This window comes from Mitsuaria sp. RG (genome assembly GCF_028369275.1).
GTDB classification, from domain to species: domain Bacteria; phylum Pseudomonadota; class Gammaproteobacteria; order Pseudomonadales; family Pseudomonadaceae; genus Aquipseudomonas; species Aquipseudomonas peradeniyensis.
Map to the genome: position 1 here is coordinate 37,604 of NZ_JAQMYQ010000026.1, position 22,476 is coordinate 60,079.

At 66.4% G+C, this 22,476-nt stretch carries 24 protein-coding genes; 14 read left to right on the forward strand and 10 right to left on the reverse strand.

The window, feature by feature from the left end; genetic code table 11:
* Positions 1–48: 48 nt before the first annotated feature.
* On the forward strand, positions 49–1,416 hold the full coding sequence (locus POF53_RS15660) for an NAD(P)-dependent oxidoreductase (protein WP_232857484.1): 1,368 nt from the start codon (positions 49–51) through the stop codon (positions 1,414–1,416).
* Complete coding sequence (gene preA, locus POF53_RS15665; RefSeq protein WP_203652156.1) at positions 1,417–2,691, forward strand: NAD-dependent dihydropyrimidine dehydrogenase subunit PreA; 1,275 nt, start codon at positions 1,417–1,419, stop codon at positions 2,689–2,691. It begins immediately after the preceding gene.
* A gap of 34 nt (positions 2,692–2,725) precedes the next feature.
* On the opposite strand, the gene POF53_RS15670 is transcribed toward preA, so the two are convergent.
* Positions 2,726–3,634 (reverse strand): LysR family transcriptional regulator, encoded by a 909-nt coding sequence (locus POF53_RS15670; RefSeq protein ID WP_232857482.1) that lies wholly within the window; start codon positions 3,632–3,634, stop codon positions 2,726–2,728.
* 94 nt (positions 3,635–3,728) lie between these two features.
* Between POF53_RS15670 and POF53_RS15675 the strand changes: the two genes are divergently transcribed.
* From POF53_RS15675 to surE, 9 genes are all read left to right on the forward strand, one after another.
* A complete protein-coding gene (locus POF53_RS15675) occupies positions 3,729–4,901 on the forward strand; it encodes an MFS transporter (protein WP_498968429.1) in 1,173 nt (390 codons plus the stop codon).
* Between the two features lie 55 nt (positions 4,902–4,956).
* On the forward strand, positions 4,957–5,781 hold the full coding sequence (locus tag POF53_RS15680; protein ID WP_232857506.1) for a hypothetical protein: 825 nt from the start codon (positions 4,957–4,959) through the stop codon (positions 5,779–5,781).
* A gap of 216 nt (positions 5,782–5,997) precedes the next feature.
* Positions 5,998–7,236: an ATP-grasp domain-containing protein gene (locus tag POF53_RS15685; protein ID WP_232857478.1), complete on the forward strand. Its 1,239-nt coding sequence runs from the start codon at positions 5,998–6,000 to the stop codon at positions 7,234–7,236.
* An 85-nt stretch (positions 7,237–7,321) separates the two neighbouring features.
* Positions 7,322–8,365, forward strand: a complete 1,044-nt coding sequence (locus POF53_RS15690) for an AbrB family transcriptional regulator (protein ID WP_203652167.1) — start codon at positions 7,322–7,324, stop codon at positions 8,363–8,365.
* A gap of 27 nt (positions 8,366–8,392) precedes the next feature.
* Complete coding sequence (gene dmpG, locus POF53_RS15695) at positions 8,393–9,406, forward strand: 4-hydroxy-2-oxovalerate aldolase (protein WP_203652169.1); 1,014 nt, start codon at positions 8,393–8,395, stop codon at positions 9,404–9,406.
* Positions 9,407–9,421: 15 nt separating this feature from the next.
* Positions 9,422–10,300 carry an acetaldehyde dehydrogenase (acetylating) gene (locus POF53_RS15700; protein WP_232857475.1) on the forward strand — a complete coding sequence of 293 codons (879 nt, stop codon included), beginning with the start codon at positions 9,422–9,424 and terminating at the stop codon, positions 10,298–10,300.
* A 23-nt stretch (positions 10,301–10,323) separates the two neighbouring features.
* Positions 10,324–11,511, forward strand: coding sequence for a pyridoxal phosphate-dependent aminotransferase (locus POF53_RS15705; protein ID WP_498968433.1), 1,188 nt, complete (start codon positions 10,324–10,326; stop codon positions 11,509–11,511).
* A gap of 54 nt (positions 11,512–11,565) precedes the next feature.
* Positions 11,566–13,083 (forward strand): FAD/NAD(P)-binding protein, encoded by a 1,518-nt coding sequence (locus POF53_RS15710; protein WP_232857470.1) that lies wholly within the window; start codon positions 11,566–11,568, stop codon positions 13,081–13,083.
* A gap of 48 nt (positions 13,084–13,131) precedes the next feature.
* On the forward strand, positions 13,132–13,893 hold the full coding sequence (gene surE / locus POF53_RS15715; protein ID WP_203652177.1) for a 5'/3'-nucleotidase SurE: 762 nt from the start codon (positions 13,132–13,134) through the stop codon (positions 13,891–13,893).
* A gap of 28 nt (positions 13,894–13,921) precedes the next feature.
* Here surE and POF53_RS15720 read toward each other — a convergent pair whose 3' ends face one another.
* Together POF53_RS15720 and POF53_RS15725 are read right to left on the reverse strand one after the other, a co-directional pair.
* Positions 13,922–14,323 (reverse strand): DUF4440 domain-containing protein, encoded by a 402-nt coding sequence (locus tag POF53_RS15720; RefSeq protein ID WP_203652179.1) that lies wholly within the window; start codon positions 14,321–14,323, stop codon positions 13,922–13,924.
* Entirely contained in the window at positions 14,316–14,486 is a 171-nt protein-coding gene (locus POF53_RS15725; RefSeq protein ID WP_234562860.1) for a hypothetical protein, read from the reverse strand. The genes POF53_RS15720 and POF53_RS15725 overlap by 8 nt, the downstream gene beginning before the upstream one ends.
* A 7-nt stretch (positions 14,487–14,493) precedes the next feature.
* Between POF53_RS15725 and POF53_RS15730 the strand changes: the two genes are divergently transcribed.
* Positions 14,494–14,808 carry a LysR substrate-binding domain-containing protein gene (locus POF53_RS15730; protein WP_498968436.1) on the forward strand — a complete coding sequence of 105 codons (315 nt, stop codon included), beginning with the start codon at positions 14,494–14,496 and terminating at the stop codon, positions 14,806–14,808.
* On the opposite strand, the gene POF53_RS15735 is transcribed toward POF53_RS15730, so the two are convergent.
* Together POF53_RS15735 and POF53_RS15740 are read right to left on the reverse strand one after the other, a co-directional pair.
* Entirely contained in the window at positions 14,805–15,425 is a 621-nt protein-coding gene (locus POF53_RS15735; RefSeq protein ID WP_203652183.1) for a TetR/AcrR family transcriptional regulator, read from the reverse strand. The two genes, POF53_RS15730 and POF53_RS15735, sit on opposite strands and share 4 nt — an antisense overlap.
* A gap of 204 nt (positions 15,426–15,629) precedes the next feature.
* Positions 15,630–16,223 carry a TetR/AcrR family transcriptional regulator gene (locus tag POF53_RS15740; protein WP_498968439.1) on the reverse strand — a complete coding sequence of 198 codons (594 nt, stop codon included), beginning with the start codon at positions 16,221–16,223 and terminating at the stop codon, positions 15,630–15,632.
* A gap of 108 nt (positions 16,224–16,331) precedes the next feature.
* On the opposite strand from POF53_RS15740, the gene POF53_RS15745 reads away from it, so the two are divergent.
* Both POF53_RS15745 and POF53_RS15750 read left to right on the forward strand, forming a co-directional pair.
* Positions 16,332–17,402 carry a sugar phosphate isomerase/epimerase family protein gene (locus POF53_RS15745; protein ID WP_203652185.1) on the forward strand — a complete coding sequence of 357 codons (1,071 nt, stop codon included), beginning with the start codon at positions 16,332–16,334 and terminating at the stop codon, positions 17,400–17,402.
* Complete coding sequence (locus POF53_RS15750; protein WP_203652186.1) at positions 17,399–18,283, forward strand: alpha/beta fold hydrolase; 885 nt, start codon at positions 17,399–17,401, stop codon at positions 18,281–18,283. The genes POF53_RS15745 and POF53_RS15750 overlap by 4 nt, the downstream gene beginning before the upstream one ends.
* Here the strand turns inward: POF53_RS15750 and POF53_RS15755 are convergent.
* The 5 genes from POF53_RS15755 to nhaB all read right to left on the reverse strand — a co-directional run bounded on the left by POF53_RS15755 (position 18,273) and on the right by nhaB (position 22,358).
* Positions 18,273–18,515, reverse strand: coding sequence for a hypothetical protein (locus POF53_RS15755; RefSeq protein ID WP_203652189.1), 243 nt, complete (start codon positions 18,513–18,515; stop codon positions 18,273–18,275). The two genes, POF53_RS15750 and POF53_RS15755, sit on opposite strands and share 11 nt — an antisense overlap.
* A gap of 386 nt (positions 18,516–18,901) precedes the next feature.
* Positions 18,902–19,603: a YoaK family protein gene (locus tag POF53_RS15760; protein WP_232857456.1), complete on the reverse strand. Its 702-nt coding sequence runs from the start codon at positions 19,601–19,603 to the stop codon at positions 18,902–18,904.
* Between the two features lie 32 nt (positions 19,604–19,635).
* Positions 19,636–19,905: a GNAT family N-acetyltransferase gene (locus POF53_RS15765; protein WP_498968465.1), complete on the reverse strand. Its 270-nt coding sequence runs from the start codon at positions 19,903–19,905 to the stop codon at positions 19,636–19,638.
* Positions 19,896–20,510, reverse strand: coding sequence for a dihydrofolate reductase family protein (locus POF53_RS15770; RefSeq protein ID WP_203652194.1), 615 nt, complete (start codon positions 20,508–20,510; stop codon positions 19,896–19,898). The genes POF53_RS15765 and POF53_RS15770 overlap by 10 nt, the downstream gene beginning before the upstream one ends.
* A 345-nt stretch (positions 20,511–20,855) precedes the next feature.
* The gene (gene nhaB, locus POF53_RS15775; protein ID WP_498968443.1) at positions 20,856–22,358 is read right to left on the reverse strand and encodes a sodium/proton antiporter NhaB; all 1,503 of its coding nucleotides are present in this window, start codon (positions 22,356–22,358) and stop codon (positions 20,856–20,858) included.
* Between the last annotated feature and the right edge of the window lie 118 nt (positions 22,359–22,476).

Sequence of the window (22,476 nt, forward strand, 5' to 3'; positions counted from 1 at the left end):
CTCCCACGTTGAGCCATGCCTGCACCTATAAAAAAGAGGCTACTCACCGTGATCGATGCCCTGAACCACTTGCCGCGCCCCCGGGCCGGCGCCGACCAGCTGGCCGAGGCCTTCAGCGACCTCGCGCCCCCGCTCACCGCCCGTCAGGCCGCCGTCGAAAGCGCGCGCTGCCTGTACTGCTACGACGCGCCCTGCGTCAATGCGTGCCCCAGCGAGATCGACATCCCCTCGTTCATCCACCGCATCAGCGACGAGAACCTGCAGGGCGCCGCCGAGCGCATCCTCTCGGCCAACATCCTCGGCGGCAGCTGCGCCCGGGTGTGCCCGACCGAGATCCTCTGCCAGCAGGCCTGCGTGCGCAACAACGCCCAGGAATGCGCGCCGGTGCTGATCGGCCAGCTGCAGCGCTACGCCCTGGACCACGCCGGCTTCACCGAGCATCCGTTCCAGCGCTCGCCGGCCAGCGGCAAGCGCATCGCCGTGGTCGGCGCCGGCCCCGCCGGGCTGTCCTGCGCGCACCGCCTGGCCATGCACGGCCATGACGTGGTGATCTTCGAGGCGCGGGAGAAAGCCGGTGGTCTCAATGAGTACGGCATCGCCCGCTACAAACTGGTGGACGACTACGCCCAGCGCGAGGTGGAGTTCCTGCTGGGCATTGGCGGTATCGAGATCCGCCATGGCCAGCGCCTGGGCGGCAACCTGTCGCTGGGCGAGCTGCATGCCCAGTACGACGCGGTGTTCCTCGGCCTGGGCCTGGCTGCCGTGCGCCAGCTGGGCCTGGCGGACGAGGACGCGCCGGGCCTGCTCGCCGCCACCGAGTACATTCGCGAGCTGCGCCAGGCCGACGACCTCACCCAACTGCCGCTGGCCGACCGCTGCCTGGTGCTCGGTGCCGGCAACACCGCCATCGACATGGCCGTGCAGATGAGTTGCCTGGGCGCCCGTGACGTCAACCTGGTGTACCGCCGCGGCGTGTCCGACATGGGCGCCACCGACCATGAGCAGGAGATTGCCAAGCACAACCAGGTGCGTCTGCACACCTGGGCCCGGCCCGATGCCGTGCTGCTGGATGAGGCAGGGCGTGTACGCGGCATGCGTTTCGCGCGCACCCAGCTGGTCGACGGACGCCTGGGCGATACCGGCGAGACTTTCGAGCTGGCGGCCGACGCCATCTTCAAGGCCATCGGCCAGCGCTTCGACGACACAAGCCTGGCTGATCCGCTGGCGGCGCAATTGGCCCGTGACGGCGAGCGCATCCAGGTGGACGCGCACCTGCAGACCTCCATACCGGGCATCTACGCCGGCGGCGACTGCACCGCGCTGGGCCAGGACCTTACCGTCCAGGCCGTGCAACATGGCAAGCTGGCCGCCGAAGCCATCCATGCCCAACTCATGCTCAACGTGGAGGCTGCGTAAATGGCCGACCTGTCCATCGAATTCGCCGGCATCAAGGCACCCAATCCATTCTGGCTGGCCTCCGCGCCACCCACCGACAAAGCCTACAACGTGGTCCGCGCCTTCGAGGCCGGGTGGGGCGGGGTGGTGTGGAAGACCCTGGGCGAGGACCCGGCGGCGGTCAACGTGTCGTCGCGCTACTCGGCGCACTTCGGCGCCAACCGCCAGGTGCAGGGCATCAACAACATCGAGCTGATCACCGACCGCTCGCTGGAGATCAACCTGCGCGAGATCACCCAGGTGAAGAAGGACTGGCCCGACCGCGCGCTGATCGTGTCGCTGATGGTGCCGTGTATCGAGGAGTCCTGGAAGTTCATCCTGCCGTTGGTGGAGGCCACCGGCGCCGACGGCATCGAACTCAACTTCGGTTGCCCCCACGGCATGCCCGAGCGCGGCATGGGCGCCGCCGTCGGCCAGGTGCCGGAGTACGTGGAGATGGTCACCCGCTGGTGCAAGACCCACTGCGCGCTGCCGGTGATCGTCAAGCTCACCCCCAACATCACCGACATCCGCCAGTCGGCGCGCGCCGCGCACCGGGGCGGGGCGGATGCGGTGTCATTGATCAACACCATCAACTCGATCACCAGCGTCGACCTCGACCGCATGGTCGCCCACCCCATCGTCGGCGACCAGAGCACCCATGGCGGCTACTGCGGTTCGGCGGTCAAGCCGATCGCCCTGAACATGGTCGCGGAAATCGCCCGTGACCCGGAGACCCATGGGCTGCCGATCTGCGGCATCGGCGGTATCGGCACCTGGCGCGACGCCGCCGAGTTCATCGCCCTGGGCAGTGGCGCGGTGCAGGTATGCACGGCGGCGATGCTGCACGGCTTTCGCATCGTCGACGACATGAAGGACGGCCTGGCGCGCTGGATGGACCAGCACGGCCACCGCAACCTCGAGGCGTTTCGCGGCCAGGCCGTGGGGCACACCACCGACTGGAAGTACCTGGACATCAACTACCAGTCGGTGGCGCACATCGACCAGGACGCCTGCATCGGCTGCGGGCGCTGCCACATCGCCTGCGAGGACACCTCGCACCAGGCCATCGCCAGCACCCTCAAGGCCGACGGCACCCACGCCTACAGCGTGATCGAGGCCGAGTGCGTCGGCTGCAACCTGTGCCAGATCACCTGCCCGGTGGAGGGCTGCATCGACATGCAGGCGCAGGACACCGGCAAGCCGTACATGAACTGGACGCAGGATCCCCGTAATCCCTATCGCGAGGCGGGTTGAGGTCGGCGCAAGCCCGCTCCCACGAAGTTTTCGTCTACCCGGCCAGACCGCCGCGCAAGGTCTGCTCGATCACCTCGACGAACGCCCGCACCAGCGGGCTGCGCTCGTGCCTGCGGGTCAGCACCAGCAGCGGCGCGCAGGCGCCGGGCTCGGCCAGCGGCAGGTAGGACACGCCACGCCTGACCAAGGTCCGGGTGCACTGCGGCACCACCGCGACACCACGACCCGCGGCAACCAGGGCGATGATCGAGGTGATCTGCCGACCGCTTGGCGCCGGGCGCGGCGTCAGCCCGTGGCGGCGGTACAGGCCGAGGATGATTTCGTTCAAGCCCGAGCCGTAGTCCGGGGGGAAGGTGATCAGCGGCAGTTCGCCGAGCTCGGCCAGGCTGACCTGCAACTGCTGGGCGAGGGGGCTGTCGCTGGGAACGGCCGCGACCAGTGGCTCGTTGTCCACACAGATGGCCTGGACCTGAGGATCGTCACCTGATGGGCGCATGCGGCTCATGCCGATATCCAGGCGGCCTTCGATCAGTTGCGTCCACTGGGTGCTGGAAGCACCTTCCTCCACATTCAGTTGCACATCCGGGTACTTCGAACAGAACGCCTGGATGGTATGGCTGAAGGTGTCCGACAGGGCGATCGAACTGGCGTAGCCGACCGTCAGTTGGCCGGCCGAGCCCGCCGCCAGCTTGCTGGTGATCGCCGTGGTCAGGTCGACCTGTTCGAGCACGCCGCGGGCGTAGGGCAGCAGGTGACGGCCCGCGGTGGTAAGGCTGACGTTGCGGGTGCTGCGGTCGAACAGGCGAAACCCGAGCTCCGTCTCCAGGGCCGATATCTGTCGGGTCAGCGGCGGCTGGGCCATGTGCAGGCGCGCTGCCGCTCGGCCGAAGTGCAATTCCTCGCTGACAACCAGGAAACAGCGCAGACGGCGCAAATCCATCATGTTCATCCTTGAGTATCAATCGGTCGGGAATAGGTATTGGATCCAAAGTTCGTCCTACCTTATAAACCTGTAACAATTTTTTACGAGTGTTTGTATGCGTTTTCCCGCCGATTTCCCCCGAATTGCCCTATTTCTTGGCGGATGTGCCGCATTTCTCAACCTCTATTCCACCCAGGGCCTGCTCACGGAACTGACCCGGGCTTTTCCGGTAACGCTGCGCCAGGCCAGTTGGAGCATTACCGTGACCATCCTCGCCGTGGCCTTGACCGCGCCTTTTGTCGGCTGGCTGACGGCACGCGGCGAACAGCACCGGGTCATCGCCGGGGCGGCGCTGTTGCTGGCGCTGCCTGCATTGTTGGCGGCGTGGGCGGGCAGCTATGGCGAATTCCTGCTGTGGCGTTCGGTGCAGGGGATGTTCATCCCGATGGTGTTCGCCACCAGCGTGGCCTACATCGGCGTGCGCTGGCAGGGCGGTGCTGTGACCGAAATGACCAGCATCTATGTTGCCGGCACGATCTTCGGCGGTTTCTGTGGGCGTTTCCTCACCGGTCTGGTCACCGAGCTTGCCGACTGGCGCGTGGCATTGACGGTCCAGGCGGGGCTCAGCCTGGCGGTTGCGCTGGGTATCGCGCTGCTGTTGCCGCGCAATCCACCCGCAGCCAGGCGCGAGCCGCTGGCGCTTGGCGAACTCGCCAGCAGGCCATTGCTGGGGGCCTATGCCGTGGGGTTCTGCGTCTTGTTTGCCCAGGTCGCGACCTTCACCTATGTCGGCCTGCACCTGAGCGAGGCCCCGTTTGCCCTGGGTACCGCCGCGCTGGGTGCCATCTACGCCGTGTTCCTGCTGGCGCTGGTGGTGGTGCCGCTGGCCGGACGTCTGAGCAAGGCGCGGCCCCATGCCGACCTGGTGCGGGTAGCCGGTTGCCTGGGCATCGCCGGCTCGGCCCTGACCCTGTCCGCGTCGCTGTGGTTGATCGTGCTGGGCCTGGCGCTCAGCTCCACTGGCGTGTTTCTCGCCCAGGCCGCTGCCAATGCCTTCATCACCGCCCAGGCGCCACGGCAGAAATCCGCCGCGGTCGGCCTGTACCTGAGCTGCTACTACCTGGGTGGCAGCTTCGGCGCCTTCGTGCCCGGCGGGCTGTGGGAACGCTGGGGGTGGGGCGGCTGCGTCGCCCTGATCGTGGTGTTCCAGCTGCTGCCGCTGCTGATCGCGCGGGGCAGCTGGCGGGTGGCGCCGGTCCGTGGGCCGGCGGTCCAGCCATTGCAATGAATCGCTTCCTCAACGCGCTACATCATCATCCAACAAGGAAAAGAGTGAGATGACCGTGAGTAACTTGCCGACCGTGCACAGCCAGTTGCTGTATGTGATTGAACCGGTGTTGCAGGAGATGCCTGCCGGTGTGCTGAAACAGGCGCTATGGGATGAGTTCCGCAACCAGGAGGCCGCGCTGGTCGACATCGAGCAGGCGTTCCAGGTGCTGACTTCGCGGCGCCATGGCGCCGCGGCGTTGCGCAAGTTCTTCGCCAGTTGGTCGAAGACCAACAATTCGGCCGCCAGCGTCTCCGGCCTGGCCAATCGCCTGACCCTGCTGGCGCGTTCCGAGCAGGGCAGCGCCGCGGCGCAGCAGATCTACCAGGTGTGTGGCAGTCTGCAGCGGATCACCGACGAGGACCTGGGGGCGCTGGGCAACACCTTGCATGCCGACCTGTTCTACAACATGGCCACGCCCCTCTGCGGCGACGACCAGTGGTTGCTCAAGGAAAACTGCCTGCCGTCGGCGCAGGCGTTCAAGGACTGGACCGATGCCCGCCGCCTGCGTGATCGCGACCTGCTCCAGGGCCTGCTGACCACGCTGGTGCATGAGGTCTACACCCACGGTGAGGTGGAGTACATCCATCCGCTGTACACCCGCTGGTTCGAGCGCGACATGGGTGTCCCGCCCGAGCAGGTGCGCAAGACCGTGGCCTGGGTCACCGTGCATACCGGGGGGACCGAGAGCAATCATTTCGCCCACGCGGTCGAGGCGGTCGAGGCCTTCGTCAAGGCCATGGGCATCGCGGTGGACAGGACCACGGCCCGTGAAGTGTTTGCCCAGTACCTGCAGCGCAAGGCCGAGGTGATGCGCGACTGCGCCGCCTGCCTGATCTGACCGGCTGAATCCTGCGTGAAAGTCGCCTGCCATGTTCCCCGACATGGCAGCGCTTTCGCGCGCCTTGCAAACCGCCTGCGCGGGCAAGGCGAGGAGTATCAATAACGACTGAATCGGTATTGGCATCGGCCACCGACTCCTCAGCAGAATCATTGGTGAGCCTGGCCCTGATGCCTGGTCACTTTCTGACTCATGTAAGCACGCAAGGAACGCCCCATGCAGCTGATCGTCTTCTGTCCCCCCAAGATCATTCTCCAGCACAGCGCGCAAAGCTGGGCCGACGCGCTAGGGCCGGGAGGCATGCTGCTGAGCTGCAACTCCCGCGCCCAGGAAATCACCGCGCACCTTGGCGAACAGGTGGCGTACCGGTTGTTCGACTATTTCAACGACAACGCGCTGGTCGAGGTGGATGTCCATGACATGGCCCGCGAGATGCGTGATCCGCTGTGCGTGGCACTGGCCGAGATCGACGTGCTGCGGGTGGCGCGCATCAATGACCGACTGGGTGTCAGCCAGGGCGCCGAGGGGCGCGCGATGTTCTATCGCGACAAGTTCTTCATGAAGCAGCGGGCCCGCGACCGTGGTTTCGCCGTCGCCGACATGGCGCCGCTGACCCACGCCACCGGGGCGATCCAGTTCAGTGAGCAACACGGCTTCCCGGTGGTGGTCAAACCGCGCGATGGTCGTGGCTCGAACGGCGTGGAAGTGCTCAGGGACCTGCCGCAGCTGCGCCAGTGGCTGGCCGCGCGCGGCGCCACCACTTTCCACAACCTGATGATCGAGCGCTATGTGCGGGGCAGCCACTACATCGTCAACGGCCTGTACATCGACGGCAAGCCGATCCTGGTGTCGCCGGTACGGGTGATGACCTCGGCGCTGGACTTCCTCGGCGGCAAGGCCCACGACCTGCACATGCTCGATGCCGGCAATCCGATGCGCGACAAGCTGGTGCGCTACGCCCGCGCGCTGGTCGAGGACGTGTTGCCTTCCGAGCCGACCCTGCTGTTCCACCTCGAACTGTTCGTCACCGACGCGGGCGAGATCGTCCTGTGCGAAATCGCTTCGCGGCTGGGCGGGGTGTTCTTCAACCAGGAGATCAGCCATGCCTGGGGCCTGGACCCGCGCATGAGCTTCCTGCGCGCGCTGCGCGATCCCGAGTATCGTCCGGCGGCCATGATCGAGCCGCGGCAGATGGTCGGGCACATCAGCATTCCACCGCGGGTCGGCCTGTTGCGCGAGGTGCCGAGCGACTGCCCGCTCGACGGCGTGCTGGAGTACCGCATCTCGGCGAGCCGGATGACCGCCTACCGGTCGATGGAGTTCACCAACTCGGAAATCCTCAACGCCATCGTCGCCGGGCGCAACGAGCGTGAACTGCAATTGCGGCTTGGTGAAGTCGAGCGCTGGTTCCACGAAAGCTGCGACTGGGCGGGCAACGAAGCGGCCGCCGTCTAGCCGCTGATCCGTCCCGTTCCTCCATCACTTTTGCTGACCGTGCCGCCAGTCGGGACGGTCATGCCTGCAGACAGGTGACGATGCCATGAAACCTTTGATCGAGAGCCTCATCCCCATTCCGGTCGCGGCCCTGGGCGCCTGGCTGGGATTTCTCACCGGGCTGCCGCTCGGTGAACTGATCGGCGCCATCTGCGCGGTCACGGCGCTGAGCAAGTGGGGCGTGCGCATGCGCATGCCGTTTCCGTTCGTGGCCACCGTGCAGTTGCTGCTCGGCATCAGCGTCGGCTCCACGGTCACCGCCTCGATGATGCACGAGCTCACCGACGTCAGCATCCTGCTCGGGCTGCTGGTGTGCATGACCACGCAGATCCTGGTGGGCTACAACTGGCTGCGACGCATGGAGAAGTGGGGCCATATCGAAAGCCTGCTCAGTGCCATCCCGGGCGCCATGGCGGCGGTGATGACGGTGTCGGGGGAAGAGGGGCCGGCCTCCGGACGCATCGCCTTCGTGCACATCGTCCGCCTGCTCGCGCTGTTGCTGGTGGTCACCCTGATCGCCGGCGGCCATGGCGACAGCGCGGCGCATGCGGCCGGAACCCTGGGCGACTACCTGCGCATCGTGCCGGTCGCGGTCGTCGCGGTCGTTGCCGGCTACTTGCTGGAACGTCTGGACGTGCCTGCGCCCTACATGCTGACCGGGCTGGTGTGCGCCGCCGCGGTGAACATCGGCATGCCCCAGTTCAACCTGCATGTGCCCGACCCGGTGGCGATGGTGGCGTTGATCCTGCTGGGCGGCTTGATCGGCATCCGCCTGCGCGACATCACCCTGGGGGACGTGCTGCGCTACGTGCGTGCTGGCCTGGTGGTGACCACGCTGACGTTCTGCACCACCTTGCTGGTGGCCGCGCTCGCCGCCCAGATCACCGGCAAGCCCTTCCTGGCGCTGTTCATGTCCTGGGTGCCGGGCGGTGTCGAGGTGATGACCGCGGCAGCCCTGTTGCTCAAGCTCGACCCTGCCTTCGTCATGCTCAACCACGTGGTGCGCATGTCGATCATCCATATCTCGCCGGCGTTCCTGCCCAAGCGGCTGCTCCAGCCCGAGCCGGCTGCCGACGCTCCACGCAACTGAACCTTCGATCACAAGGACTCGATCTCGATGACCGCTGCAATCGCCATTCATGATCCGACCCTGCGCGACGGCAACCATGCCGTTTCCCATTCGTTGAGCCTGGAGGATATCGCCGCCTATTGCCGTGCCGTCGACGGCTGCGGCCTGAGCGTGGTCGAGGTGGGCCACGGCAACGGCCTGGGGGCATCGTCCCTGCAACTGGGCCTGGCCCGCCATGCCGACACCGAGATGCTCGAGACGGCGCGTGCCAACCTCAGTCGCACGCGCCTGGGCATCCATATGATTCCCGGCTTCGCCAGGCTCGACGATATCGATACCGCCTTGCGGATCGGTGTCGAGGTGTTGCGCATCGCCTCCCATTGCACCGAGGCGAGCGTGACCGAAAGCTATATCGAGCATGCCCGCGGCAACGGCGCCTATGTGCATGGCGTACTGATGATGTGCCACATGGCCAGCCCCGAGCGCTTGCTCGAGGAGGCGATGAAGCAACAGGGCTATGGTGCCAACGCCATTGTGCTGATGGACTCGGCGGGCCACCTTGATCCGGACAGCACCCGTGAGCGTATTGCCTTGCTCAGCAGCGAACTGTCGATTCCGCTGGGCTTCCATGGCCACAACAACCTGGGCCTGGCCATCGCCAACTCGCTGGCCGCGGTCCAGGCCGGGGCGACCATCGTCGACGGCTGCATGCGCGGCTTCGGCGCCGGCGCCGGCAACACCCAGCTGGAGACATTGTGCGCGGTGCTGGAGCGCTACCGCTTCGCCACCGGCGTGGACATCTTCGCCCTGTGCCGCGCCATCGAGCAGCTGGAGAGCATCGCCCCGGTCAGCACGCCCACGGTCGTCAAGACCGCCAACCTGATCAGTGGCCTGTATGGCGTATGCAGCGGTTTCGAGAAGCATGTCGCGCGCGCCGCCAGCGAGTTCGGCGTCGAACCACGGCGAATCTATGAAGCCCTGGCCGAGTGCAATGCGGTGGCCGGCCAGGAAGACCTGATCATCTCGGTGGCCAGCCGCCTTTCCCAACCTTCCGTTGCCTGACCCTGGAGTGCATTCATGTCCCTGAAAACCGCCATCATCGGCAGCGGCAACATTGGCTGCGACATCCTGTGCAAGGTCCTGGCCCACCCGGACCTGGACTGCACGCTGGTTGCCGGACGTTCCCCGCACTCCGCGGGCCTGGCCTTCGCCCGGGAGCGCGGGGTCGCCACCACCGCCGATGGCATCGACGGTCTGTTCGCCCGGATCGGCGAGTTCGACCTGGTGTTCGACGCCACCTCGGCCGCCGACCATGAGCGCCACGCGCCACGCCTGATCGAGGCCGGCAAGGTGATCATCAACCTCACCCCGGCGGCCCTGGGTCAACTGTGCGTGCCTTCGCTCAACGGCCTGGAGCTGACCGGGGCGAGCAACGTCAACATGATCACCTGTGGGGGGCAGGCCTCGATTCCGCTGGCCGCCGCCATCGCCCGGGCCAACCCGGGGGTGCGCTACATCGAGGTGGTGTCGTCGATCAGCGCCGAAAGCGCAGGCCCCGCCACCCGCCGCAACCTGAGCAACTACATCACCACCACCGAACAGGCGTTGCGGCGCTTCACCGGCTGCGCTCAGGTCAAGGCGATCCTCAACATCAACCCGGCCAAGCCCAATGTCTACATGCAGACGGCGGTCTCGGCACTGATCGCCCAGGCCGACCTGGCCGCCACCCGTCGCGAGGTGGAGCGGGCCGTGGCGCTGGTGCGCGAGGCCGTGCCGGGCTACGAGGTGATCGTCGACCTGCATTACAGCGAAGGTCGCCTGTTCACCATGGTGCGGGTCGAGGGGGCGGGGGACTACCTCGATCCGAGTGCCGGCAATCTCGACATCATCACTGCGACGGCCACCCACATGGCCGCGCTCATGGCGCGTGGCCGCATGGCCGTGCGCGCCGCCTGAAACGGACTTCTGGAGAATCCTGCATGCCTACGCTTTCAGCAGACCTGGAATTCGCGCGATTCTGTCCGATCCTCGGGGTGGCGCAGAAGGTCAGGGAGGCGCCGCAGCCGGTCATCGACCTGGGTGTCGGCGTGCCCGGCTTCCTGCCGGCGCCCCATATCGTCGAGGCGGCAGTGCGGGCGGCCCACGAGGACACCGGCGGCTATGGCGCCAGCCGTGGCGATCCGGCATTGCTCAAGGCCTACCTGGGTTACCTGCGGCGCCTTGGCCACGTGCATTTCGACGAACGCAACCTGGTCGCCGGCCTCGGCGCCAAGCACCTGCTGTTCAGCGTGCTGCGGGCGATCATCCGCCCGGGCGACAAGCTGCTGGTGTCGACCCCGTGCTGGCCGACCTACTTCGATATCGCCGATCTGGTCGGGGCGGGTGTCGTCGATGTGCGCTGCACCGCGCAGAGCGGCTACAAGATGTCCCCCCAGGCCCTGGAACAGGCGCTCGACGAACAGGTGCGGGTGGTGCTGCTCAATTCACCCGGCAACCCTACGGGCGCCGTGTACTCGGTCGAGGAGCTCCAGGGGCTGGCGCAAGTGCTGCGCAAGCATGACGTCTGGATCATTTGCGATGACGTCTACCAGCGCTTCGTCTACGACATGGACCGCTGTCCCGACCTGCTGACGGTAGCGCCGGATCTCGCCGGGCGCATCATCAAGATCGACAGCGTCTCCAAACTCTATGGCATGCCGGGGTGGCGGGTCGGCTTGCTGGCGGCGGACCGGCGGATCGCCGACGCGGTCACCACGCTCAACTCCAACTCGATCTCCAACCTGCCGGCCCCCGCGGCGGCGGCGGCAACGGCGGCACTCGACGGTGACCAGGCGTTCTCCATCGCCGCCCGGCAGCGTCTGGCCGGGCAGCGCCAGGCCTTGCTCGAGGTGCTGCGCGGTACACCGTTGCTGCGCTTTTGCGAGCCGGCCGGGGCGTTCTACCTGTTCCTCGATATCGGCCAGGCGCTGGGCCGGTCGTTCCGCGGGCAGGTGATCAGTGATGACGAGTCGTTCTGCGACGTACTGCTCAGGGACTTCGGCGTTGCCCTGATTCCCGGCAGTTTCTTCGGCGCGGCGGGGCATGCCCGGCTGTCGTATTCCGGCGAAGCCGGCAACGTCCTGGGCGGTGCCGAGCGCATCAAGGCCTTCCTGGGCGAGCTCGCCTGAGGCTGGAACGCAATCCGTGGACAGGGAAGCATTACTGGAGAGGGACGCACGTTGATGAAAAACACCTTTGCAATCGTCGGCTGCGGCGCGACGGCCATCGCCTTCCTGCAACGCCATCTGGACCGCGTGGCCGCCGGCAGCGCGCCGGCCGGCGTCATCCACCTGTTCGAGAAGCGGGATGATTTCGGGCGCGGCGCGGCCTACGAGGCCGACCTGGAGAGCAACCTGCTCAACACCAGGACCGGCCTCATTACGCCATACCCGCATCTGCCCGGGCATTTCCTGCAGTGGTTGCAGCAGAGCCCGCAGGCCTGGCGCCGCGCGTACCCCGATTTTCGTCCAGAGGCGGACGGTTTCGCGCCTCGGGCCCTGTTCGGCATCTACCTGCAGCATCAGCTCAAGCAGATCGTGCTGCGCGGCGCGACCCTGGGTTGCCAGCTGGTGCAATTGCACGCGGAGGTCTGCGCCATCGACCTGATCGATGGCGTGGAAACCCTGCGCACACGTTGTGGCCTCAGCCTGCCGACCGGCAAGGTCGTGCTGTGCTGTGGCCCGCTGGGCAAGAAGCCGGAGCCGTCCGGCGACCCGCGGGTGCTGGATACGCCGTATCCGGTTTCCCGCCTGCTGCGCGTGGTGGCGCCCCACGAGCGGGTGGCGGTGGTCGGCGCACGGCTGAGCGCCATCGACACCGTCATAGCCCTGATCGAGCGGGGGCATCGAGGCCCCATCCGCATGCATTCGCGCAGTGGCTACTTTCCCGTGGTGCGGGGTACCCAGGAGCCGGTCACGCTGCGCTACCTGACCCGCGAAGGCCTCCATGCGCTGGTGGCGCAGAACGGCCGCCTGCAGATCAGCGACCTGGTCGGCCTGTTCCGCAAGGAGCTGGCCTTCCAGGACCCGGGCAAGGCCAGCGCGGTGATCCCCATGCCCGCGCCACCGGCCGACATCGCCGGTTTCATCGAGGCTGAACTCGAGCATGCCCGCTCACCGCGGACCTGGCAGGCGATCCTCTATGCCACCAATGGGTTCGTCGAGGACATCTGGCAGGCACTGGACGATGCCGCGCAGGCGCGTTTCCTGCGCGAGTACTTCAGCTTCTTCATGGCCTATCGGGTTTCCATCCCGGCGCAGAATGCGCGCAAGATCCTCAGCTACCTGCGCAGTGGCCAACTGGAGTTCGTCGCCGGGCCATTCACCGCGCCGCAGCAGGGCGGCGACGGGTTGGTCCTGCAGGGCAGCGGCTGGCGCCATGTCTACGACCGGCTGATCCATGCCATCGGCTCTCCGCGCGACGCCGACCTGCTCGACTCGCCGTTGCTCGCCACGCTGCTGGAAAACGGCACGGTCACCCGCCACCCGCAGGGGGGGATCTGCATCGATCCGACGAGCTATCGCGTGCAGGGGCGGGCCGGCAGCAACCGGCAGATTCATGCGGTGGGCGAGCTGACGGTTGGCCAGTTCTTCTTCACCTCCGCGTTGGACATCAATGGTCGCCACGCCGCCAGCTGCGCCGATGGGCTCGACTGGAAGCAGGGCGTGCACACGATCGGGCGTGTGGAGGAGCATGTCTGAGCTATCGTTGCCGGGGCACCTTTGACCGGCAACTTCACAGGATGAACCATGACCTATCGATTCGAACGCATTCTGTTGACCAACGACGATGGCATCGACGCGCCCGGCCTGGCCGTGCTGGAACAGGTGGCGGCCAGGCTGGCCAGGGAGGTGTGGGTGGTGGCGCCGCACCGGGACCAGAGCGGCACTTCCCATTCGCTGAGCCTGCACGCCCCGCTGCGGGTGAGCAGCCATGGCGAGCGGCGCTTCGCCGTCACCGGCACGCCGGGTGACTGCGTGGCGCTGGCGCTGGGGCATCTGCTCAAGGATGCCAGGCCCGACCTGGTGTTATCCGGTATCAACCGTGGGGCGAACCTGGGCACTGAAACCGTATTCTCCGGAACGGTCGGCGCGGCGATGACCGGGCTGCTGCTGGGGGTACGTTCGATCGCCTTGAGCCAGGCCTATGGCGACCGCGACGCAGTGCCCTGGGACATCGGCCTGAACCTGGCGCCCGAGGTGATTCTCGGTGTGCTGGACATGCCATGGCCGGCCGATGCCTGCCTCAACGTCAACTTCCCTGATTGTGCCCTGGAGGCCGTCCGGCCGTTGAAGGTGACGCGCCAGGGTGTCGGGCCGTTGAACAGTGTCTCGGTGCGTACCGAGGTCGACCCGCGACACTTCGAGTACCACTGGTTGCAGCTGAACAATCACCGCACCGAGGATGAGCCCGGCAGCGAAATGGCGGAACTGGCACGAGGTCACGTGACGGTGACGCCGTTGCAGTTCGAGCGTACCCATGGCGCTGTAGAACAAGCCATGTCTGATTGATTGGCCGGGGCTGCAGACGCGCAGTCGCCTAGGCAATCGCGGTTTCATGCAGGCAGCGCCACACCACCCCGCGATCGCCGCATTCGAGCAAAGCCAGCGACCAGCGCGCCTGCGCCATGCCCTGCAAACGGTGGGTTTCCTTGTAGCGCACCGCCACATTCAACCCGGCCTGCCACACCACTTGCACATCGCTGACGGTGATCTGCAGGCCTGGCCTGGTCCCGGCGGCCCCCTTGAACAGCTGCTCGACCTGCTGGCGAGTGACCTGCGTGCCTGTCGTGGCAACCATGCTGAAATCATCGGCGAACACCGCCATCAGCCCACCGAGCACCGACTGGGATTCGGCCACCGGGCGAGTGAAGACCATCTGGATCAGTTCGTGGACGTGATGAATGCTGCGTTCGGCGCGGGCAATCGCGTGTTCAGGCATGGGCGTGGTTCTCCTTGGGTAGTGTGTTCAGTGATAGCAGTGGCGCCAACCCCAGCAGCGCGGCCAGGGTAAAGGTCAGGTGATAGGCTGCGGACGCGTCCAGGCCCACCCGCAACAGGTTGAAGATCATCAGCAGCAAGGCGGCCCCAACGCTGAAAGCCATTTGCCGATTGAGGTTCCACAGCACGCTGGCCTGCTGCATCCGCTCGCCGCTGAAGTCGAGCAGCGTGAGCGTGGTGGGCAGGGCGGCCTACCAGTCCAATGCGTCCCACGCCATCCGCGCGATGGCCTGCGCCGCGCTGGGAGTGGCGGTGCTGCCTGCCTGGCTGGTCGAGGAGGATCTGGTCGCCGGCAAGTTGCGGCAGGTGTTGCCGGACTACAGTCTGCCGGCGCAGCCGATCAGCGTGGTCTACCCCAACGGCAACCATGTGCCGCACAAGACCCGGGTGTTCATCGACTTCCTGTGTGAGCACCTGGGGCGCTAAGGCTCCAGGCCGATACCGCGCAGGATGACGCCGGTGACGGTCTGCACCGCTTGCTCGAACGCCAGGTCGGACAGCGGCTCGCCGCCATTGAGCAGGTTGACCTGGTAACCGAAGTCGGCGTAGTGCTGGGTCGCGGCCCAGATCATGTACAGCAGCGCCGACGGCTCCACTGGCAGGATGCGCCGGTCCGCGACCCAACTGCGGATCTTCGCCTCCTTGAGCTGCGCCCAGGGCACCAGGATGTCGTCCAGGCTGGCGCCGAGCAGCGGGGCGCCATGGAGCATCTCCTCGGCCCAGATCTTCGAGCCCAACGGCCTTGAGCGCGAGTGTCCCATCTTGGCGCGGATGTAGCTGGTCAACACCACCCGCGGGTCGTCGAAGTGCTCGAAGCACAGGGCGTCCTGCTTCCATACATCCAGCAGGTCCTGCAGCACGGCGCGGTACAGCTCGTCCTTGGTGCTGAAGTAGTAGTGCAGATTGGAGCGCGGCAGTTGCGCCAGCTCGGCGATATCGCCCATGGAAGTGGCGCCGTAGCCCTTGTCGGCGAACACCTGCTCGGCGGCTTGCAGGATCTTCTCGACATTGCGCCGGCGGATCTCGATCTTGTGGTTGGCCATGGGCTGTCCGTGGTGACCTGAACAGGGCAAGGCTAACAGCTTTGCCGTGCCCGAGGTAAACGGCCGTGCGCGATCCCTGTAGGAGCGGCCTCGTGCCGCGAAAGGGCCGCAGAGCGGCCCCGGCAATTTCGGCTGCGAAGCTGAAATCCTGGGGCCGCTACGCAGCCCTTTCGCGGCACGAGGCCGCTCCTACAGGTGAGCGCGTCAGCCCTGGGTGTTCGGCAGCAGGGTCAATGCCTGGCGGCTTGCGTCGCGCAGGTCGTGCGCGGGTACGCCGTCGCGGGCCTGCACGGAAATGCCGTGGAGGAAGGTGGCATAGAAGTGGCCGAGTGCCTCGACCTGCGTGTCGGCCGGCAGTTGCCCTTGTTCACGGGCCAGACGCAGGCGCTCGACGATCGACTCGGTGCGTTGCCGGCGGTGCCCGGACAACCACTGCTGGACGGCCAGGTTGTCCGGCGCCACGCCGCTGGCGGCGCTGACCACCAGGCAGCCCCTGGGCTCGTCGGCGCGGGTGTAGGTGCTGATGGCGTCCTCGAACATCCGCGCCAGGGCCTGGTGGATGTCCGGCAGGGCCAGGGCGCGGTCGGCGAAGCCGCCCTCGGCTGACTCGTACAAAGCCACGGCCTCCTCGAACAGTTGCTGCTTGCTGCCGAAGGCCGCGTAGATCCGTGCGGAGGCAATGCCCAGCGCGGATACCAGGGCCGACATCGAGGTGCCCTCGTAGCCATGCTCCCAGAACAACCGCATCGCCTTGCGCAGCGCCTGTTGCTTGTCGAATTCCCGAGGTCGCCCTGCCATCGCTCGTCTGCCTGATTACGCAAAACGCGCATTCTAGCCAATTTGCGATTGACGGGAAGCGTCGTTCGATTCTATTGTTTGTCGATCGACAAATAATGAGATCGCATCATGAGAACACTCAAGGGACCCAGCCTGCACCTCGCGCAGTTCAGCAGCGACAAACCGCCGTTCGACAGCCTGGACAGTATTGCCGATTGGGCGGCGGGGCTTGGCTTCAAGGGGCTGCAGGTACCGGCCTGGGATGCCCGGCTGTTCGACCTGGAACTGGCCGCGCAGAGCACGGGCTACTGCGATGAGATCAAGGGGCGACTGGCCGAGCGCGGCTTGCAGGTCAGCGAGCTGACCACCCACATGATCGGCCAGCTGGTCGCCGTGCATCCGGCCTACGATCCGATGTGCGATGCCTTTGCCCCGGCCGCGCTGGCCGGACACCCGGCGCAGCGCACCGCCTGGGCGATCGAACAGATGAAGCTGGCGGCGCGGGCCAGCCGCAACCTGGGGCTGGACGATATGGGCACGTTCTCCGGCGCGCTGGCCTGGCCCTACCTGTTCCCGTTCCCGCAGCGTCCCCAGGGCCTGGTCGAGGCCGCCTTCGAGGAACTGGCGCGGCGCTGGCGGCCGATCCTCGACTGCTGTGACGAGCAGGGCGTCAACCTGTGCTTCGAGATCCACCCGGCCGAGGACCTGCACGACGGCACCAGCTTCGAGCGCTTCCATGCCCTGGTGGGGGAGCACACGCGTTGCCGCATCCTCTTCGACCCCAGCCATTTCGTCCTGCAGCAGCTCGACTACCTGGCCTACCTGGACCTTTACCACCCGTTGATCCGCATGTTTCACGTCAAGGATGCCGAGTTCAATCCGAGCGGCCGGCAGGGTGTGTACGGTGGCTACAGCGACTGGACCGAACGTGCCGGGCGCTTCCGCTCGCTGGGCGATGGCCAGGTGGATTTCAAGGCGATTTTCTCCAAGCTGGCGCAATACGACTTCGCCGGCTGGGCAACCCTGGAGTGGGAATGCTGCCTGAAGAACCAGGAGGACGGCGCCCGTGAAGGCGTCGAGTTCATCAACCGCCATATCATCCAGGTCACCGACCAGGTGTTCGATGACTTCGCCGGCGCGCCGATCGACGCCCGGCAGATCCAGCGCATGCTCGGCATCGACAAGGAGGTACGGGTATGAGCCTGTCCGTCGAGTCCTTGGGCGATGCCTTCGAGCATGTCTATGTGCAGGTACAGGGCCAGCGTCTGCACTGCGTCGTGGCCGGTGCGGGCGAGCCGGTGCTATTGGTACCGGGCTGGCCGCAGACCTGGTACGCCTGGCGCCATGTGCTGCCGATCCTGGCCGCGCGCGGCTTTCGCGCCATCGCCATCGATCCGCCGGGCCTGGGGGATTCGGACCGTCCCGAGCAGGGCTACGACACCGGCAACGTCGCCCGCGTGCTGCACGCCGCCATGACCCGACTGGGGCATGAGCGCTACCACCTGGTCGGCCACGACGTGGGGATGTGGGTCGCCTATGCCATGGCCAGCGACCTGCCGCAGGCGGTCCGTTCATTGACGGTGGCCGAGGCGGTGATTCCCGGGCTGGCCGAGGCGCCGCCGATCTTCGTGGCGCCGCAGGAGAACATCTTCCTCTGGCATTTCCTGTTCAACCAGGTGCGCGACCTGCCGGAGTTCCTGATCGCCGGGCGTGAGGAGGGTTACCTCAACTTCATGTTCGATCGCTGGGCGGTACGCCGCCACGCGGTGGCGGCGGATGTCTATATCCGCGCCTACGCCTCGCCGGGCGGAATGCGGGCGGGCTTCGCCTATTACCGGGCGATCCCCGAGACCATCCGGCAGAACCGCGAGCGGGCCAAGCGTCCGCTGCCCATGCCGGTGCTGGCGATCGGTGCCGAGCACGCCACGGCCGATGCGCCACTGCTGACGATGCAGGGGCACGCCGACTCGGTGCGCGGCGTGATCCTGCCGGGTTGCGGGCATTTCGTGATGGAGGAAGCGCCGGTGTCGTTCAACGAGCACCTGCTGGCGTTCCTGGCGGAGGTCGAGCTCAGCCGCTGATCGCGGTCCTGGCCGTGGCGGCGTCGGTCACCACCTGTGGGTGGCCGGCGCGCGACACAGCCAGTTTGCGCTGCTCGTATTCCTCCAGACTCAGGCCCTGACGCTGCAATGCTTCGAGTTGCAGCTGGCGGGTTTCCTCGGCGGTATAGGGGCGCAGCTCGGGATGACTGGCACAGCCGCTCAGCACGGCGATGGCCAGTGCAGCGAGGAGGAGGCGGGCGGTGGTGTTCATCGGGGCGGTTCCGTGAGCCTGGGATTCGAGGGTGTCGAATCGATGAGCTCAGGTTATGGGCCACGTTGACGCTTTGGAAATTGCTGCGCTCGATAGTGATTATCGAAGCATACGCATATCCTGCAGGTATGGGCCTGCGCTGTTTGGTTCTTCCTCATCGCCAGCCCTTTCAAGGTGTGAGAATTGGCGTCCGGCTTGGCCTTGCCGGGGCTGCTTTGCAGCCCTTTCGCGGCACAAGGCCGCTCCTACAGACGACCGCGTGCCCCTGTAGGAGCGGCCTTGCCGAGGCGTCGGACCGGCCGGAAAGGGTCGCAAAGCGACCCCGGCAATCTTGAATTCGAGCGGTCATATCCCCCGAAACGCGAAAACTTTGAAAGGGGTGGTCCTCAACGCGGCATGTAGCCCAGTTGCCAGGCCCGCGGAATGAACACCGTCACCAGCGCCAGCAGACAGGCCAGGCCGCAACTGGCCGCCAGCGCCTGCAAGCCGAGCCGCTGCTGCAGCCAGGCGCCGAGCGCGGCGCCCAGCAGCATGCCGCTCCAGGGCACCAGTTGCACCCGCCAGCCATCGCGCCGCTCACCCAGCAGCCAACGTCCCAGGCCACGGCCGAAGCGCGACAGCGCGCCGGTGACGTAGGTCAGGCCGATCGGCAGGCCGTTCACCTGCTCGACCACGGCATTGAGCATGCCCATGGCCAGGGTGGCCGCGATCAGTGCGGGGAAGGTGATCGACGCCGGCCAGACTGCGGCGAATGCCAGCAGGGTGGCGACGATCAGCAGCAAGGGTGCGGCGCGCCGGTTCAGGCGCCGGGCCAGCAGGACACCCAGGGTGTTGCCCAGCACGAAACCGAGGATCGCCAGGGCCAGGCGCAGGATCAGCGCCAGGTCCGCCTGGCTGATGGCAACCGCCAGGCGCGTGGTGTTGCCGCTCATGAACGAGACGAAGTCGCCCAGCGCCAGCAGGCCGATGGCATCGGTCATGCCGGCCAGCACCGACAGCCCGGCCACCAGCCCCAGGCCGACCCGCCCGCGCAAGGCCTGCAAGCGAACGCGGCGGGCACTGTGCTGGGAGGAAGCGGTGGGCAGCATGGGACGGGTCTCCGGGGCAGGGGGCTCTGATCTTATACCCGGGCCATGGCCTTGCGCATGGGGATGCAGGACAGTTCGAGGCCAAAGGGCGACTGGTAGGTCGATAGCGCGTCGCCGACGTAGCCGCAGCGGCGATAGAACGCGGCGGCGTTGAGGGTGGCATCCAGATGGACCGTTTCCAGGCCTTCGGCCCGGGCGATGCCTTCGAGGTGTTCGACCATCCTGCGGGCGATGCCCCGGCCCTGCTCGGCTACGGCATCATGGCTTCGCCCGCCTGCTCGACTGACCGGGTTCAGAACGATCCCGTCTGCACCTCGCCGCTACGCACGTAATGCGCCAGCAGTACCCCATTGGGCGTGCTGTTCGATTCCACCAGCTTGAAGGCCGCGGCCTGTGCATCGTCACCGAACAGGCGCTTGCCGCGTCCCAGCAGCAAGGGATGGATCAACAGGCGCAGCTCGTCCACCAGCCCGGCCGCCAGCAGCTGGCGTACCAGTTCACCGCTGCCCTGGGTCAGCAGCGCCGGGCCGGTCTGTTGCTTGAGCGTGCGTACTGCCCCCGTCACATCGGCGCCCAACGGGTGGCTGTTTTGCCAGTCGATGGATTCGGGGCGGTGGGTGGCGACATGCTTGGCCACGCCATTGAACAGGTCGGCCAATGGACGATCCGGCGCATCGGGCCCGACTTCTGGCCAGAACCCGGCGAAGATGTCATAGGTGCGCCGCCCCAGCAGCAGTTCGAACGGTTGGCTGAACAAGGTCTGCATGGCCTGGCCGAAGGCCTCGTCGGCCAATGGCGGGATCCAGCCGCCATGGGTGAAGCCGCCGCTGGTGTCCTCCTGCGGACCGCCAGGGGCCTGCATGACGCCATCGAGGGTGATGAAGGCGGCGACGATGAGCTTGCGCATGGGATGAGTCTCCTCGGGTGGGTGTGCTGGATAGTCGAACGGGGTTGGCGAGAATCGACAGCAGTGCTGAACGATAGTCAGGGTTCGACGGGTAGGTGCACGGGAGGAGAGAAAGCAGGGGCGGGATATGCGTTCGTCTGTAGGAGATCGCCCAGCCCTTTGGGGCTGCGCTGTCGCGCAGGGAACTGAGTTCGCGGGTAGCCCGCGCGCCCTGTGGGAGCGGGTTCACCCGCGAACACCGGCGCAGCCGGTGCCAGGCACGGTGTTGGATTCTTCGCGGCTAAAGCCGCTCCCACAGGGTCCTGCTAAATCAATGAGTTATGTTCAGTTCCATAGGAGCGGCTACTACAGCCAGTAGGTCACCGCCCACCAGCCCAGGCCACCCATGACCACGGTGTAGGGCAAGGCCATCCACACCATGCGTCCATAGGACAGTCGCACCAGCGGCGCGATCGCCGAGGTCAGCAGGAACAGGAACGCCGCCTGGCCATTGGGTGTGGCCACGCTGGGCAGGTTGGTGCCGGTGTTGATCGCCACCGCCAGGGTCTCGAAGTGCTCGCGGCTCATCGCGCCATTGACGAACGCCTGCTTGACCTCGGTGATGTAGATGGTGGCGACGAACACGTTGTCGCTGATCGCCGACAGCAGGCCGTTGGCCAGGTACAGCATGCCTGGCTGCTGCTCGCTGGGCAGGGCCAGCACCCAGGCGATCAGCGGGCTGAACAGCTGCTGCTGGTGGATCACCGCGACCACGGCGAAGAACACCACCAGCAGCGCGGTAAACGGCATGGCGTCCTGGAACGCGCGGCCCAGGCGGTGTTCGTCGGTGATGCCGGTGAAGGCGGTGATCAGCACGATGACCATCAGGCCGATCAGGCCGACCTCGGCAATGTGCAGGCCCAGGCAGACGATCAGGATCAATGCGGCCAGGCCTTGCACCACCAGGGCGACGCGCTGGGCCGGGGTACGCGCGGCGTCGTCCTCGGCGGCGTAGGCGGCCAGCACCTGGCGCACGCGTTCGGGCATCAGCGTGCCGTAGCCGAACAAGCGCAGCTTCTCCAGCAGCACGCAAGTCACCAGACCCGCCGCCAGTACCGGCATCGACACTGGCGCGACCTTGAGGAAGAAGTCGGCGAAGTGCCAACCCATTTCATGGCCGATCAGCAGGTTTTGCGGCTCGCCCACCAGGGTGCACACGCCGCCCAGCGCCGTGCCCACCGCACCGTGCATCAGCAGGCTGCGCAGGAAGGCGCGGAATTGGTCGAGGTCGTCACGGTGCAGTTGTTCGACCTGGTGATCGCTGTCCAGCGCCGACTCCTCCCGTGGGTTGGTGCCCGAGGCGACCCGGTGGTAGACGGCATAGAAGCCCACCGCAGCGCTGATGATCACCGCGGTCACGGTCAGGGCGTCGAGGAACGCCGAGAGAAACGCCGAGAGCACGCAGAACAGCAGGCTAAGTATCGCCTTGGAGTGCACCCCCAGCAGGATCCGCGAGAATAGATACAGCAGCAGCTCCTTCATGAAGTGAATGCCGGCGACCATGAACATCAGCAGCAGGATCACCGGGAAGTTGTGCTGCAGCTCTTCGTACAGGGCCTCGGGCGTGGTCATGCGCAGCAGCAGCGCCTCGACCAGCAGCAGGCCGCCGGGCATCAGCGGGTAGCACTTGAGCGCCATCCCCAAGGTGAAGATGAACTGGATCACCAGCACCCAGCCGGTGACCACCGGGCCAAGGGTCGCCAGCAGCAACGGGTTGAGGACCAGGAACAGGCAGATGACGGCCTTGTACCAACGCGGCGACTGGCCCAGGAAGCCGTGGGCGAGGGCGCCGGTCAGGGAACGGGACATGAATTTGTATCCTTTTGATTCAGCAGTGGCGCAAGGTGCCGCATCGCGCCTCGGGGTGCAAGTCATCCAGTCCGGCTTTTGGCACATGTGCAGCCTTGCGGGTGCGCTAAGATCCGGC

Excerpts from the sequence above, each read along its gene's own strand:
- surE (WP_203652177.1), top strand. The coding sequence starts at position 13,132 with ATGACCTATCGATTCGAACGCATTCTGTTGACCAACGACGATGGCATC.
- POF53_RS15755 (WP_203652189.1), bottom strand. The coding sequence starts at position 18,515 with ATGAACACCACCGCCCGCCTCCTCCTCGCTGCACTGGCCATCGCCGTG.
- POF53_RS15770 (WP_203652194.1), bottom strand. The coding sequence starts at position 20,510 with ATGCGCAAGCTCATCGTCGCCGCCTTCATCACCCTCGATGGCGTCATG.
- POF53_RS15740 (WP_498968439.1), bottom strand. The coding sequence starts at position 16,223 with ATGGCAGGGCGACCTCGGGAATTCGACAAGCAACAGGCGCTGCGCAAG.
- dmpG (WP_203652169.1), top strand. The coding sequence starts at position 8,393 with ATGACCGCTGCAATCGCCATTCATGATCCGACCCTGCGCGACGGCAAC.
- POF53_RS15710 (WP_232857470.1), top strand. The coding sequence starts at position 11,566 with ATGAAAAACACCTTTGCAATCGTCGGCTGCGGCGCGACGGCCATCGCC.
- POF53_RS15705 (WP_498968433.1), top strand. The coding sequence starts at position 10,324 with ATGCCTACGCTTTCAGCAGACCTGGAATTCGCGCGATTCTGTCCGATC.
- nhaB (WP_498968443.1), bottom strand. The coding sequence starts at position 22,358 with ATGTCCCGTTCCCTGACCGGCGCCCTCGCCCACGGCTTCCTGGGCCAG.
- POF53_RS15700 (WP_232857475.1), top strand. The coding sequence starts at position 9,422 with ATGTCCCTGAAAACCGCCATCATCGGCAGCGGCAACATTGGCTGCGAC.
- preA (WP_203652156.1), top strand. The coding sequence starts at position 1,417 with ATGGCCGACCTGTCCATCGAATTCGCCGGCATCAAGGCACCCAATCCA.
- POF53_RS15760 (WP_232857456.1), bottom strand. The coding sequence starts at position 19,603 with ATGCTGCCCACCGCTTCCTCCCAGCACAGTGCCCGCCGCGTTCGCTTG.
- POF53_RS15735 (WP_203652183.1), bottom strand. The coding sequence starts at position 15,425 with ATGGCCAACCACAAGATCGAGATCCGCCGGCGCAATGTCGAGAAGATC.
- POF53_RS15750 (WP_203652186.1), top strand. The coding sequence starts at position 17,399 with ATGAGCCTGTCCGTCGAGTCCTTGGGCGATGCCTTCGAGCATGTCTAT.
- POF53_RS15675 (WP_498968429.1), top strand. The coding sequence starts at position 3,729 with ATGCGTTTTCCCGCCGATTTCCCCCGAATTGCCCTATTTCTTGGCGGA.
- POF53_RS15725 (WP_234562860.1), bottom strand. The coding sequence starts at position 14,486 with ATGGCTTTCAGCGTTGGGGCCGCCTTGCTGCTGATGATCTTCAACCTG.
- POF53_RS15745 (WP_203652185.1), top strand. The coding sequence starts at position 16,332 with ATGAGAACACTCAAGGGACCCAGCCTGCACCTCGCGCAGTTCAGCAGC.
- POF53_RS15690 (WP_203652167.1), top strand. The coding sequence starts at position 7,322 with ATGAAACCTTTGATCGAGAGCCTCATCCCCATTCCGGTCGCGGCCCTG.
- POF53_RS15685 (WP_232857478.1), top strand. The coding sequence starts at position 5,998 with ATGCAGCTGATCGTCTTCTGTCCCCCCAAGATCATTCTCCAGCACAGC.
- POF53_RS15720 (WP_203652179.1), bottom strand. The coding sequence starts at position 14,323 with ATGCCTGAACACGCGATTGCCCGCGCCGAACGCAGCATTCATCACGTC.
- POF53_RS15670 (WP_232857482.1), bottom strand. The coding sequence starts at position 3,634 with ATGATGGATTTGCGCCGTCTGCGCTGTTTCCTGGTTGTCAGCGAGGAA.